Genomic DNA, 12,839 nt, shown 5'->3' on the forward strand with positions numbered 1-12,839 from the left:
ATTTTGCAAATCCCTTTATTAATTAAAGGGATTTTTTTATAGCTTTCTACTTACAGAGAATGAGAGGATTAAAGTGGTAAAATAAGGACTTTAGAGCGACGTTGTTGATTATAATTTTCTCGTTTATAGCGAGGTAAATCTTGAGCGTCAGCAAGTTTAAAGCCTCTTTCTTGGAACCATTGCGTAGTACGAGTAGTCAGCACAAACAGTTTTTCCATACCTAGTTGCTCTGCTCGTTTACGGATGTTCTCAAGTAACACGTCGCCTCTTGAAGAATCTCGATAATCAGGATGGACGGCCACGCAAGCCATTTCCGCCATTTTTTCATCAGCATAAGTATTCAATGCAGCACAAGCAATGACAACCCCATCTCGCTCAATAATCGTATAGTGGGTAATTTCCATTTCTAACTGCTCACGAGAACGCTTCACTAAAATACCTTGTTGTTCAAGTGGGCGGATTAAATCTAATAAGCCAGGAATATCGCTCGAGTTCGCAATGCGTACATTTTCAGAGTTTTCCATTGAGAATTGCGTACCAATACCATCACGAGAGAATAATTCTTGCAGTAATGAGCCATCTTCTTTATAGCTTAGCAAATGAGCTCGTTTAATTCCTTCTCGGCATACACTAATAGCTGCTTGTAGGAAACGAGCTTTAGCTGTATGATATTTTCCCTCTTCAATCAAGGTGCTCAGATGTTTTTGAGCATCTTGCGGTAAAATATCCGAAATAACCTGTCTATTTTCGTCTAATATCCCCTGCTCTTCACAAAAACCGATTAATTTATCGGCACGAAGTTTAATTGCAACTTGGGTTGCAATATCTTCAAAGGGTAAATTGAACATCTCGCCGGTTACTGAAGGGGCAATAGGGCCTAACAAAACAATAGAATTTTGTTCAAGCTGTTTTTTAATAGTTTCAATATTAATACGGCGGATTCTACCGCTTAATGCATAATCTACCCCATCGACCACACCAATCGGTTGGGCTAAAATCATATTACCGCTCACTACATTAATCACTTCTGAATGCGGTAAACGTAACGATAGACGAGCAAATAAATCATAATGGACTTTACCAACAGCTTGTTTGACATAATCAAATGATTGCTGGTTAGTTACACGAATATGGTTATAGTATTCAGGCTCAATATGGTTATCTGCTAAAAGTCGATTAATTTGAGGTCTCGCACCAAAAATAATGACCAACTTAATATTTAAGCTATGTAATAGACTGATATCATTGATGATATTGACAAAATTCGGGCTTTCAATAACATCGCCATCTAGCATAATGACAAAGGTTTTGCCCCTATGCATATTAACATAGGGAGTAGATTGTCTAAACCACTGAGCTAACGCTAATTCTGTGTTGTGCATAATATCCTCGTTATAATTTGATTCTATATTATCCTTTTTATTGGAATTAGCAACCATTTAATTGAATAAATAATCATTTATTATGCATAATTATTTAACCAAATACAAAATTAAGCCCTAATTTCAATAATTAGGGCTTAACGATTATGTTTCTACTTTAGTTAAATCTTTTACTTCTGTTTCAGGAGTTACTTTTTTAACAGCATCAACACCTTTTTGGCAACCTTGCTTTGTTGTATAAGCTTGGCTGGTTGCGATAATCTCGTGATTACCGGCTTTTAAACGCCAACGGAATTCACCTTTAGCATCTTTATAAATTTCAAAATACATATTAACACTCCTTAGTGTGTGATAAAAATATGAATAAAAGTAACTTTATCAATAAAGTTAGAGTTTATCGTCAGTTAAACTGTCTAGCATAGTTTTATTTTGCTCAGCTTTTCTTGAATTGAGGCAATTTAAATCCTGATTATGTAATTCACCATTATCACATTTTGCTAAAAATGAATTTCTTAAGTTTTCATCTTTCATAAATTCATCAACTGTGTGTGTCTTTTCATTACACGCACTCAAAAAAATAAAGCTAAAACATAACAAAATTATTTTTTTCATATTTACTCCTCAACTTGATGTTGTTTAATTTAGCTAAGCTTACGTTAAATTCAGCAAAAATTCAAAACAAGCGGTTATTTTTTACAAAAATTTTACGAATTAATGAATCTTAAGCAGATTGCATAATTTGCTCAATATCTTCAATTTCTTTCGGGCAGCCGCTGGTTAAATTTTTATTACCATATTCGGTAATTAACAAATTATCTTCAATACGAATACCAATGCCTTTATATTGTTCAGGCACATCGGCATCTTTGGGAATATAAATACCCGGCTCAACAGTTAATACCATTCCGATTTGTAGTGGTCTATCCCGTTCATTTCCATAATCGCCTACATCGTGAACATCTAAGCCTAACCAATGCCCTAAACCGTGCATATAAAATTGGCGATAAGCTTTTTGCTCAATTAACTCTTCTACATTTCCCTTTAGAATACCTAATTCGACTAAACCTTCCGTTAAGATTTGAACGGCTTTATCATTCGCTGCTTTAATAGAACTATTCGGCACCAATAATTTTATTGCCTCTGTTTGCATTTTTAGTGTTAAGTCATATAGCTCTTTTTGTGGCGTTGAAAATTTACCACTAACCGGGAAAGTGCGGGTAATATCGCCAGCATAATAGGCAAATTCCGCCCCTGCATCAATAAGCAGTAAATCGCCCTCTTTTAACGGTTGATCATTTTCATTGTAATGTAAAATACAAGCATTCTCGCCACCTGCCACAATCGAATTATAAGCGGGGAATCTTGCTCCAAAACGGCTGAATTCATACTGAATTTCGCCTTCAATTTCCAATTCATAGCGATTCGGACGAGTTTGTTTCATCGCCCTAATATGTGCCATAGATGAAATATGACAAGCCTGCTGAATCAACGCAATCTCTAATTCTGATTTAATCAACCGCATTTCAGATAACATCGGCTGCCAATCAATTAAAGTATTTGGTACTTTTTTGCGATTTTCAACCATATTATCAAAAGTAGAGAAAAGAATATTATCTCCCCAGCTTTGAAGCCCTCTTGCATAATAACAAGCGGTTAAATTTTCTAATTTTTTTGCAAGTATATGTTGAATATCATCAATATCAAATGCAGCGTTAAACTGTAACGCATTAGGAGCATTTTCAATACCTAAGCGTCTGCCATTCCAAGTTTCCATTAGAGGGTCTTTTTTACGGACAAAAATAATACTCTCTGTTTTCCCCTCTTTTTTCACTAAAAGCATTGCTGATTTTGGCTCTGCAAAACCAGTTAAATACCAAAAATGGCTATCTGGTCTGAATAAATACTCAGAGTCACTATTACGACGTTTTTCTGTCTCTGTAAAAATAAGCAATGCCGAATTATCTTGCATCTGCTCAAACACGCTTTCACGACGATTCGTAAATTCTTGCTGTGGCATTTTAGCCAAATAAGCCAAATCCATAATTTCCTCATTTTCTCTCTAGTTATTCTTAGTTTATTTATTTTATCACAGATAATTTTTGAATATTACTCAAAGCAAAACTCAACAAGGTTTATATTTGAGATCTTGATTATAAAAATAAAACCAACTAAGATTATATATAACCTACATCACTGCATTTGGGTTATATATAATCCATTTTAATAAAAAATAATCACAAAAGGCTCAAAGGTAATCATATGAAGCTTTCAGTCGAATTACAAAATCAGATTAACCAGCTGAATCAATTAAGAAAACAGGCACTAAAACAAGAGCAAGAAGAGCGAAAATTATTTGAAAGAAGTAAATTAGATAATTTGGAAGAATTTGGAAAACAGCTCAATGTACAAAGAAAAACATTAGGGATTGAATTAGCAACACTAGAAATGCAAACAGGAATTTCGACTTCTACTCTCAAACGTTTGTTTAAAGATCCAAGCCAAGTAAAATTTCAAACAATTTGTACCGTAGCAGAAACCTTAGGCTTTAATTTATGCGTTGTAAATACTCAACAAAACAACTAACGTTACAGTGTATTGATTTAAGTTTGAATATAAAAAAATCGGGCATTTGCCCGATTAACTCATAATGTTATAAATCCAATAAGGAAAGAAGCTCGTTATCTTTACGATCAATATAATGGTAGGATTGAATTTTACGGATGGTTCTAGAACGTCCACGAATTACCAAAGTTTCTGTACTTGCCATATTTCCTTTACGGCTAATACCTTTTAGTAAATCCCCTGTTGTAATACCTGTTGCAACAAAAACAAGGTTATCATCACGCACTAAATCTTCAAGCTTAAGTACCGTATTAACTGGTACATTCATTTCATTGCAACGAGAAAGTTCCTTTTCTGTTGCCGTTAAATGTTCGTGGCTATTTCCTTTTACCTGATTGCGTGGAATTAAACGAGCTTGCATATCTCCACCTAAAGCACGAACGGCAGCACCTGCAACAACACCTTCTGGTGCCCCACCGATGCCATACAATAAATCTAATTCGGCATCAGGCAAACAACATTGAACCGCTGCAGCCACATCGCCATCAGGAATCGCCATTACTCTTACTCCTAATTTTTGTACATCAGCAATAATTTGCGTATGACGAGGTTTTGCAAGAATTGCGATGGTTAATTGTGAGAGTAATTTTCCTTTTTTAGACGCTACCCGACGTAAATTCTGCTCTAATGGCAAATTCAAATCGATCATTCCTTTGCCTTCTGGCCCAACAACTAGCTTTTCCATATACATATCAGGTGCTTTTAGGAATGTCTCTTTTCCACCAGCTGCAAGCACAGATAATGCATTGGCTTGCCCCATTGCCGTCATTCTTGTGCCGTCAATAGGATCAACCGCAATGCTTATTTCTTCATCTTCTAGTCGAGATAAACCAATTTTTTCGCCAATATAAAGCATTGGTGCTTCATCAATCTCGCCTTCGCCAATAACAACTTCACCACGGATTTCCATCTGATTTAGCATAAAACGCATTGCTTTTACTGCAGCCTCGTCAGCTGCATTTTTATCGCCACGACCAAGCCAAGAATAAGCTGCAAGTGCAGCAGCCTCTGTAACCCGAGAAAATTCAAAAGAAAGAGTTCGTTTCATTTTTGTTCCTTAGTTTCTTGAAAGAAAAACTTTAAAAGAAGAGAACCCTATTTTATCAGTAACTTAAGCTGTGCGTTACTAAAAATTAGTCATTTGAATAAAAATGTACAAATATCCAAACTTTTTTATAAAAAGTAGGTCAGATTTAAGGTATAATCGTTACAACTTTCATACTTATTTTAGAGGTAATTTACTATGTCTTTATCTGTGTTAGACCAATTAGAAGAAAAAATTAAACAAGCTGTTGAAACAATCCAATTACTTCAATTAGAAGTTGAAGAATTAAAAGGTAAAAATGACGCAGCTCGTCAAGAAAATGAAACATTACGTGCAGAACACGAACAATTAAAAGTTGAACAACAAAACTTCCAAGAGCGTTTACGTTCACTTTTAGGTCAAATCGACAACGTTTAATCCCTTCACTATAAACGGCTAACTATTTTAGCCGTTTTTATTTAAATCAAATATGGCAAAGCTCTATTTTTACTATTCATCAATGAATGCAGGTAAATCCACTACTCTGCTTCAATCTTCTTATAACTACCAAGAGCGAGGAATGAATACCCTTGTTTATACCGCAGCGATTGATGATCGCTTTGGTGTTGGTAAAGTTAGTTCTCGTATTGGTATTTCTCAAGCAGCGAATTTATTTAATGCTGAAACTGATTTATTTGAAGAAATAAAAATTGCTCACAAAGAAAAAACGTTACACTGTATCTTAATTGATGAAGCTCAATTTTTAACAAAATCACAGGTTTATCAACTTACTGATGTGGTTGATAAATTAAAAATCCCTGTACTTTGTTATGGATTAAGAACCGACTTTCAGTCCGAATTATTTGAAGGAAGCCGTTACCTGCTCGCTTGGGCAGATGAGCTAGAAGAACTTAAGACTATCTGCGACTGTGGCAGGAAAGCTCTTTTCGTTGTTCGACTAAATGAAAAAGGTGAAGCCATTAAAGATGGAGAACAGATCCAAATTGGTGGCAATGATAGATACCTCTCTGTTTGTCGTTATCACTATAAAGAAAAGCTCGGTAAATTATAAAAATAAGCGGTTATATTTCTTTGAATATTTGCAAAATTCAATACGAAAATAACCGCTTGTCCTTGCTACATCAGTTTATATCAAAACCAATTTCCTAACTAAATTTCCAGTAAAATGGCTTTTAGTTGTTGCAATTTATCCCTTGTTGCCGCAGCTTTTTCAAACTCTAAATCTTTGGCGAAATCTCGCATTTGTTGTTCTAATACTTTCAATTCTTTTTCTAGCTCTTTACGGGATTTCGGTTTGTAGTCGTTTGCAAAATTATCCGATTTTTTAACCGCTTGTTTGCCACGTTTTGGCTTATCAGATTGACCAATATCCAGCAATTCACCCACTTTTTTGTTTAAGGCTTGTGGTGTAATACCATTTTGGCGATTGTATTCCATCTGCTTTTCACGGCGACGTTCTGTTTCTTGAATCGCTTTTTGCATTGAGTTTGTAATGCGATCACCATATAAAATCGCTTTTCCGTTTAGATTTCGGGCTGCTCGTCCAATTGTTTGGATAAGTGAGCGTTCCGAGCGTAAAAAGCCTTCTTTATCGGCATCTAAAATCGCCACAAGTGAAACTTCCGGCATATCCAAACCTTCACGCAATAAGTTGATGCCAACCAGCACATCAAACATTCCCATTCGTAGATCGTGGATAATCTCCACCCTTTCCACCGTATCAATATCGCTGTGCAAATAGCGTACTCGCACACCGTGTTCATCAAGATAATCGGTAAGATCTTCCGCCATTTTTTTAGTTAGCGTGGTAACTAACACTCGCTCATTCACTTCTACCCGTTTGTGAATTTCAGATAATAAATCGTCCACTTGCGTCGCCACAGGGCGAACTTCAATAATCGGGTCAAGCAAACCAGTTGGGCGAACTACTTGGTCTATCACATCAGGATTTTTCTCTAGTTCATAAGCCCCCGGGGTGGCCGAAACATAAATAGTTTGCGGAGCTAATCGTTCAAATTCTTCAAATCGTAACGGGCGGTTATCTAATGCTGATGGCAGGCGGAAACCATATTGCACTAGGGTTTCTTTTCTGGCTCGGTCACCTCGATACATTCCTCTGATTTGCGGCACAGTCACGTGACTTTCATCAATCACTAAAATACCGTCTGACGGCATATAGTCAAATAACGTCGGTGGCGGTTCGCCCTCTTTTCTGCCCGAAAGGTAGCGTGAATAGTTTTCAATGCCAGAGCAATAACCTAGCTCATTCATCATCTCAATATCAAATTGAGTTCGTTGGGTAATACGTTGTTCTTCCAACAATTTATTTTCTTTGATGAAATATTCTCTGCGCTCCACCAACTCTTGTTTGATATTTTCAATCGCCTCTAAAATTCGCTCACGTGGCGTAACATAGTGGGTTTTCGGATAAATGGTATAACGTGGTACTCGCCCTAAACTATGCCCTGTCAGTGGGTCGAATAATGAAAGGTTTTCAATTTCATCATCAAATAACTCGACTCGAAGAGCTATTTCGTCCGATTCGGCAGGGAAAATATCAATCACTTCCCCTCTTACTCGGAAGGTCGAACGCTGAAAGGCTTGGTCGTTACGGGTATATTGCAATTCCGCAAGCCGAGCCAGAATTTCTCGCTGGTTGATAATTGCTCCTACTTGTAAATGCAACATCATTTGCATATAGGCATCAACATCTCCCAAACCATAAATGGCAGAAACCGATGCAACTACGATGGTATCTCTGCGTTCTAGGAAAGATTTGGTGGCAGAAAGTCGCATTTGCTCAATCTGCTCGTTAATGGAAGCATCTTTTTCAATAAAGGTATCGCTGGCAGGCACATAAGCCTCGGGTTGGTAGTAATCGTAGTAAGAGACGAAATACTCCACCGCATTTTCTGGGAAAAAGGCTTTCATTTCCGCATAAAGCTGAGCTGCAAGGGTTTTATTCGGGGCAAGCACCATTGCCGGGCGGTTAAGCTCGGCAATCACATTGGCAATGGTAAAAGTTTTACCTGAGCCAGTTACCCCTAAAAGCGTTTGATGGGCTAAACCATCGTTTAAGCCTTCGGTTAGCTTTGCGATTGCTGACGGTTGATCGCCCGAGGGTTTAAAAGGGCTGTGAAGAATAAAGGGTTTGCCTTGCTTGCTCATATAAAATCCTAATTTTTTAAAATCACTCCATTCTAGCACAAGCAAGCGGTCGGTTTTTAGTGGAATTTTGCAAAATAAAATGTGAATAAGATCACAAAATTAAATTATTGCGTTTGAGAACAATTCCCAATAAGAATATTATTTGCTCACAGTTTTTATGATAAAAGGAAATCGCTATGCGTTTAACAAAACTTGCTTTTACTCTCTCTTCTCTTTTCTTAGCGGCACAAGTTTCAGCGTTAGATTTAACAAAAGAAACTGAAGCTTATAAACAATTTGTGGTTGAACAAATTGACCAATTAGTTACAGACACCGAAAAATTTGTCGGGTATTTAGAAGCTGGCGATGTGCAAAAAGCAAAACAAATTTACCCGCTTGCACGTATGTATTTTGAGCGTTCTGAGCCTATTGCCGAAAGTTTTGGCGATTTAGACCCTCGCATTGATGCCCGCCTTGCCGATTTAACCGAAGAAGGTAAAACCGAAGATGATTGGTCCGGCTTCCATAAAATTGAAAAAGTATTGTGGGAGCAAAATACCACCAAAGGCACAAAAGAAACTGCTGACCAATTATTAAAAGATGTAAAAGAACTGCGTGCAAAAATTCCAACGGCTGAAGTTACACCAGAATTGATGATTACAGGGGCGGTAGATTTATTAAATGAAGTTTCCACCACTAAAGTAACCGGTGAAGAAGAAATTTTCTCTAAAACAGACCTTTATGATTTCAAAGCGAATATTGAAGGGGCGGAAAAAATTTATGAGCTCTTTAAGCCTCAATTAGAAAAAGTAGATGCAAAACTTTCTGCAGAAATTGCTTCTCGCTTTGCTGCTGTTAATGCGTTGTTAGATAAGCACAACCAAGCAAAAGAAGGTTATGATTATATCGGTTACGACAAACTATCTAAAGATGAAATTAAAGCCTTAGCAGAAGCGGTAAATCAACTAGGTGAACCATTAGCACAATTAGGTGTTCTTTTAGATAAATAGATTGGAGCAGAACAATGGCAGAAACAACTTCTCGCCGTGATTTCTTAAAGCATACCGCATTAGTAGGAGCAGGCTTATTGTCTGCTCCTGCTTTTGGATTGGAATCACGCCAACTCACACCTAAATCTCAAAATCAATATGATTTTTACGGTAAACATCAGACAGGAATTACGACCCCGGCTCAAAAACATATCTATTTTTTGGTGCTTGATTTAGATACAACGGATATTTCAAAAATTAAAGAAACCTTTAAAAACTGGACGGCATATAGCAAAAATTTAACCCTAGGCAAAAATGTTAAACCTTATGGTAAAAATGCCTATGTTCCCCCTGCTGATACAGGCGAAGCGGATAGTTTAGATGCCTTTGATCTTACCCTAACTTTTGGAGTTAGCCCAAGTTTCTTTACTAAGCTTGGTATTGAACATTTGAAGCCTACGGAATTACAAGACTTGCCACACTTCCCACGAGATCAACTTCAAGCTGAATATACCGGTGGCGATATTTGTATTCAAGCCTGTGCCGATGACCCGCAAGTTGCATTTCACGCAGTACGAAATTTAGTGCGAGTTGCCCGTGGCGAAGTGAAAATGAAATGGTCGCAAATGGGCTTTAATTCCTTTTTAAATAATGATACACCACGCAATTTATTTGCCTTTAAAGATGGAACGGCAAATGCCGATAGCCTGAAAGATCAAGATAATGTCGTTTGGGTTCAGCAAGACGGTTGGCTGAAAGGCGGTTCTTATTTAGCCGTTCGCCGTATTAAAATGTTTTTAGAAACCTGGGATCGTACTCACTTACAATCTCAAGAAGAAACCTTTGGTAGATACCGTGATTCGGGAGCCGGGCTTGGGCATAAAACCGAATTTGAAAAACTCGATCTCACTAAAAAAGATGAAAAAGGCAACCCGATAATGCCGGAAATTTCCCATACTCATCTAGCCCATAACACCGGTGTTAAAATGCTCCGCCGCTCGTTCTCTTATTCCAGCGGTATTGATGATAAAGGGCAATTTGATTCCGGCTTGTTATTTATTTCATTTCAACAAAGCCCGGAGCAATTTATTAAAATTCAAAATGCGTTAGGTAATATTGATAAAATGAACGAATACATCACCCATATCGGCAGTGGGTTATTTGCTTGTTTTGCTGGGGTAAAAGATGAAAATGATTACCTTGGTAAGGCATTATTTGACTTAGTTGAGTGAGGTAAAAATGAAATTAAAAAAATTATGGCTTATTCCGCTACTCTTTTCTTCAGCAACCACTTTTGCCAAAGTGGATGTTAGCCCACTATTTATTCAACTTTCCGATGCAATGGCAGAAATGAAAAAAGGCGAATTTGCAAAATCTCAGCAAAATTTGACCGCTTTAGAGCAAAGTTTTTTGAATATAGAACAGAATGATTCTACAGCAGGAGTACTGGTTAAAGAAGCATTAGATAAAGCGATAAAAACTCCCAATGCTGATAATTTAGAAACGCTTGCTAAAAATTTATATGCTTTTGAAAAAGAGCAAAACCCTGTCGATTATCGGAAAAAACAGCAAGAATTCATCGAGAAAATGACACCGCTTTATGTTGAGCTAAATCTTGCAACTCAAACAAAAGAGATAGATAAGATCAAACAAGCGGCTCGTAACTTTGGTAAAAACTGGGCGAAATATGAGAAGTCGGTACGAGAAATGAGCCTAACACATTATGGACAATTTGAACGTATTCTCGGCTTAATGCGAATTGTAGTAACAGCTGAAAAGCCAGACTTATTGAAAATTGAGGAGAGAGTTACTGAATTAGGCAATATTATGCAAGAATTCAGTCAATTCGTTATCAAATAGGCTGCCATAAAAAATACCTAGCAGATGCTAGGTATTTTAATTTGGAAGTTATACGTGAGGTTTAGCTTCTGGTAGCGTTCCCTCAATTTCAAATAGTAAGTCGCCATCTTTGAAGAAAACATAACCACCATTTTTCATTTTCGTCCAATTCTCATTTTTGGTTAATGGTTGGGTGGTGATGATAGTCACTTTATCGTTAATAGTCGTATATTGGCTAAAATCAATAGAGACATCATCATCTCGCAATGCTTTACCAAAGGGTGCTTTACGACATACATAATGTAAATTTGTAGTACAACGTGCGATCATCCAATGCCCGTTAGATAAAATAAAATTAAATACACCGTGTTCTGCAATTTTTGAGGTAATTTTCACTACTGCATCAAAAATTTCTTTTTCACTTGGTTTTGTTGGATGCAGTGCTTTTAATTCAGAAACCATACGGCAAAATGCAGCTTCTGAGTCTGTTGTACCAATAGGTTGATAGTGACAGTTTTTACAGATTTCAATGCCTTCCACCGTACCATTATGTGCAAAAACCCAATTTTCGCCCCATAATTCACGAATGAAAGGATGAGTATTTTCTAAATTTACATCGCCTCGTGTTGCTTTACGAATATGAGAAATAACATTGAGCGATTTGATATGATATTGCCCAACTAAATCCGCCATTGGTGATGATGCACCAGGACGGTTATCTCGAAAAATACGTACGCCTTTTCCTTCAAAAAAAGCAATTCCAAATCCATCTGTATGATGATCTGTTACACCTGCTCGGCGACGAAAACCATCAAAAGAAAAGGTAATATCCGTTGGAGTATTACAATTCATTCCAAGTAATTGACACATAGTAATTTCTTAAATTCTTAAATAATAGAGGTAATAAAAAATAATAATTAAATTTAAACAGTTTGAGATTTAATTTCAATGGGAATTGAATCAAATATTATGCTTTATTTGTATAATATATATCTTTTTTATTTTTAGGCATTTTCCTTTTTGATTAAAGATAATAAAAATAAAGCACCTGAACAAATCACCACAGAAGGCCCTGCTGGTGTATCTTTCCAAGCCGATAATAGCAAGCCTGTCGTAACTGCAATAATACTAAATAATATTGCAATCAGCACCATTTTCTCTGGTGTTTTAGCAAATCTTCTTGCGGTTGCTGATGGAATAATCAAAAGCGAAGTAATAATTAAAGCACCAACAAATTTCATACTCAGAGCAATAGTCAATGCCGTTAAAATCATTAATAATAACCGCAAACGAGCCACATTTAGCCCTTCAATTTGAGCAAGTTCAGGGCTAATCGTCATTGAAAGCAATCGCTTCCAAAATATCGTCAAAATAAATAGAATAGCGATTGCACCTATTGCAATAAAAATCACATCATTAAAATTAATTGCTAATAAATCGCCAAAAAGATAAGACATTAGATCTACTCGTACATTATCTAGCAAACTGATAGTAATTACCCCTAAAGAGAGGCTACTGTGTGCAATAATGCCTAGCACCGTATCAACCGAGTAACTGGTCTTTTGCTCTAGCCAAACCAATAACAATGCTAATACTATTGTCATTACAATAACGGCAAGATAAGGGTCAATTTGTAAAAAAATACCTAGTGCAACACCAAGTAAAGCGGAATGAGAAAGTGTATCCCCAAAATATGCCATCTTTCGCCATACAACAAAAGCCCCTAACGGAGCTGTAATAAAAGCAAGGCAAACACCAGCTAACCAAGCTGGAAATAAAATATCAAACATAAATTACTAACCTTAAACTAACAAG

At 36.7% G+C, this 12,839-nt stretch carries 14 protein-coding genes; 6 read left to right on the forward strand and 8 right to left on the reverse strand.

Going from position 1 to position 12,839, the window contains the following annotated elements:
* Nucleotides 1–68 precede the first annotated feature (68 nt).
* The 4 genes from argA to pepP all read right to left on the reverse strand — a co-directional run bounded on the left by argA (nucleotide 69) and on the right by pepP (nucleotide 3,423).
* A complete protein-coding gene (gene argA / locus PTQ27_RS10500; RefSeq protein ID WP_273748721.1) occupies nucleotides 69–1,382 on the reverse strand; it encodes an amino-acid N-acetyltransferase in 1,314 nt (437 codons plus the stop codon).
* 144 nt (nucleotides 1,383–1,526) lie between these two features.
* Nucleotides 1,527–1,712: a YegP family protein gene (locus PTQ27_RS10505; RefSeq protein ID WP_273748720.1), complete on the reverse strand. Its 186-nt coding sequence runs from the start codon at nucleotides 1,710–1,712 to the stop codon at nucleotides 1,527–1,529.
* A gap of 57 nt (nucleotides 1,713–1,769) precedes the next feature.
* On the reverse strand, nucleotides 1,770–1,994 hold the full coding sequence (locus PTQ27_RS10510) for an EexN family lipoprotein (RefSeq protein WP_273748719.1): 225 nt from the start codon (nucleotides 1,992–1,994) through the stop codon (nucleotides 1,770–1,772).
* A gap of 109 nt (nucleotides 1,995–2,103) precedes the next feature.
* Nucleotides 2,104–3,423 (reverse strand): Xaa-Pro aminopeptidase, encoded by a 1,320-nt coding sequence (pepP, locus tag PTQ27_RS10515; RefSeq protein ID WP_273748718.1) that lies wholly within the window; start codon nucleotides 3,421–3,423, stop codon nucleotides 2,104–2,106.
* A gap of 218 nt (nucleotides 3,424–3,641) precedes the next feature.
* On the opposite strand from pepP, the gene PTQ27_RS10520 reads away from it, so the two are divergent.
* Entirely contained in the window at nucleotides 3,642–3,965 is a 324-nt protein-coding gene (locus PTQ27_RS10520) for a helix-turn-helix domain-containing protein (protein WP_273748717.1), read from the forward strand.
* 67 nt (nucleotides 3,966–4,032) lie between these two features.
* Here PTQ27_RS10520 and glpX read toward each other — a convergent pair whose 3' ends face one another.
* Nucleotides 4,033–5,052, reverse strand: a complete 1,020-nt coding sequence (glpX, locus tag PTQ27_RS10525) for a class II fructose-bisphosphatase (protein ID WP_273748716.1) — start codon at nucleotides 5,050–5,052, stop codon at nucleotides 4,033–4,035.
* Between the two features lie 195 nt (nucleotides 5,053–5,247).
* On the opposite strand from glpX, the gene zapB reads away from it, so the two are divergent.
* Both zapB and PTQ27_RS10535 read left to right on the forward strand, forming a co-directional pair.
* Entirely contained in the window at nucleotides 5,248–5,466 is a 219-nt protein-coding gene (gene zapB / locus PTQ27_RS10530) for a cell division protein ZapB (RefSeq protein WP_273748715.1), read from the forward strand.
* A 52-nt stretch (nucleotides 5,467–5,518) separates the two neighbouring features.
* Complete coding sequence (locus tag PTQ27_RS10535) at nucleotides 5,519–6,100, forward strand: thymidine kinase (protein WP_273748714.1); 582 nt, start codon at nucleotides 5,519–5,521, stop codon at nucleotides 6,098–6,100.
* Between the two features lie 98 nt (nucleotides 6,101–6,198).
* Here the strand turns inward: PTQ27_RS10535 and uvrB are convergent, their stop codons facing one another.
* Complete coding sequence (gene uvrB, locus PTQ27_RS10540) at nucleotides 6,199–8,217, reverse strand: excinuclease ABC subunit UvrB (protein WP_273748713.1); 2,019 nt, start codon at nucleotides 8,215–8,217, stop codon at nucleotides 6,199–6,201.
* A gap of 176 nt (nucleotides 8,218–8,393) precedes the next feature.
* Between uvrB and efeO the strand changes: the two genes are divergently transcribed.
* The 3 genes from efeO to PTQ27_RS10555 are packed head-to-tail and all read left to right on the forward strand — an operon-like array spanning nucleotide 8,394 to nucleotide 11,045.
* Nucleotides 8,394–9,206, forward strand: a complete 813-nt coding sequence (gene efeO, locus PTQ27_RS10545) for an iron uptake system protein EfeO (RefSeq protein WP_273748712.1) — start codon at nucleotides 8,394–8,396, stop codon at nucleotides 9,204–9,206.
* 14 nt (nucleotides 9,207–9,220) lie between these two features.
* On the forward strand, nucleotides 9,221–10,417 hold the full coding sequence (efeB, locus tag PTQ27_RS10550; protein WP_273748711.1) for an iron uptake transporter deferrochelatase/peroxidase subunit: 1,197 nt from the start codon (nucleotides 9,221–9,223) through the stop codon (nucleotides 10,415–10,417).
* A gap of 7 nt (nucleotides 10,418–10,424) precedes the next feature.
* Nucleotides 10,425–11,045 carry a Fe2+/Pb2+ permease gene (locus PTQ27_RS10555; RefSeq protein ID WP_273748710.1) on the forward strand — a complete coding sequence of 207 codons (621 nt, stop codon included), beginning with the start codon at nucleotides 10,425–10,427 and terminating at the stop codon, nucleotides 11,043–11,045.
* Nucleotides 11,046–11,093: 48 nt separating this feature from the next.
* Here PTQ27_RS10555 and PTQ27_RS10560 read toward each other — a convergent pair whose 3' ends face one another.
* Nucleotides 11,094–11,894, reverse strand: a complete 801-nt coding sequence (locus PTQ27_RS10560) for a class II glutamine amidotransferase (RefSeq protein ID WP_273748709.1) — start codon at nucleotides 11,892–11,894, stop codon at nucleotides 11,094–11,096.
* Nucleotides 11,895–12,028: 134 nt separating this feature from the next.
* Nucleotides 12,029–12,814, reverse strand: a complete 786-nt coding sequence (gene znuB, locus PTQ27_RS10565; protein WP_273748708.1) for a zinc ABC transporter permease subunit ZnuB — start codon at nucleotides 12,812–12,814, stop codon at nucleotides 12,029–12,031.
* Nucleotides 12,815–12,839 lie beyond the last annotated feature (25 nt).

The organism is Mannheimia cairinae, from assembly GCF_028649535.1.
Lineage (GTDB): Bacteria > Pseudomonadota > Gammaproteobacteria > Enterobacterales > Pasteurellaceae > Mannheimia > Mannheimia cairinae.

What these genes read in the sequence shown, in the direction of transcription:
- efeB (WP_273748711.1), top strand. Translation starts at nt 9,221, where the DNA reads ATGGCAGAAACAACTTCTCGCCGTGATTTCTTAAAGCATACCGCATTA.
- zapB (WP_273748715.1), top strand. Translation starts at nt 5,248, where the DNA reads ATGTCTTTATCTGTGTTAGACCAATTAGAAGAAAAAATTAAACAAGCT.
- uvrB (WP_273748713.1), bottom strand. Translation starts at nt 8,217, where the DNA reads ATGAGCAAGCAAGGCAAACCCTTTATTCTTCACAGCCCTTTTAAACCC.
- PTQ27_RS10535 (WP_273748714.1), top strand. Translation starts at nt 5,519, where the DNA reads ATGGCAAAGCTCTATTTTTACTATTCATCAATGAATGCAGGTAAATCC.
- PTQ27_RS10510 (WP_273748719.1), bottom strand. Translation starts at nt 1,994, where the DNA reads ATGAAAAAAATAATTTTGTTATGTTTTAGCTTTATTTTTTTGAGTGCG.
- argA (WP_273748721.1), bottom strand. Translation starts at nt 1,382, where the DNA reads ATGCACAACACAGAATTAGCGTTAGCTCAGTGGTTTAGACAATCTACT.
- glpX (WP_273748716.1), bottom strand. Translation starts at nt 5,052, where the DNA reads ATGAAACGAACTCTTTCTTTTGAATTTTCTCGGGTTACAGAGGCTGCT.
- PTQ27_RS10560 (WP_273748709.1), bottom strand. Translation starts at nt 11,894, where the DNA reads ATGTGTCAATTACTTGGAATGAATTGTAATACTCCAACGGATATTACC.
- znuB (WP_273748708.1), bottom strand. Translation starts at nt 12,814, where the DNA reads ATGTTTGATATTTTATTTCCAGCTTGGTTAGCTGGTGTTTGCCTTGCT.
- PTQ27_RS10555 (WP_273748710.1), top strand. Translation starts at nt 10,425, where the DNA reads ATGAAATTAAAAAAATTATGGCTTATTCCGCTACTCTTTTCTTCAGCA.
- PTQ27_RS10520 (WP_273748717.1), top strand. Translation starts at nt 3,642, where the DNA reads ATGAAGCTTTCAGTCGAATTACAAAATCAGATTAACCAGCTGAATCAA.
- pepP (WP_273748718.1), bottom strand. Translation starts at nt 3,423, where the DNA reads ATGGATTTGGCTTATTTGGCTAAAATGCCACAGCAAGAATTTACGAAT.
- efeO (WP_273748712.1), top strand. Translation starts at nt 8,394, where the DNA reads ATGCGTTTAACAAAACTTGCTTTTACTCTCTCTTCTCTTTTCTTAGCG.
- PTQ27_RS10505 (WP_273748720.1), bottom strand. Translation starts at nt 1,712, where the DNA reads ATGTATTTTGAAATTTATAAAGATGCTAAAGGTGAATTCCGTTGGCGT.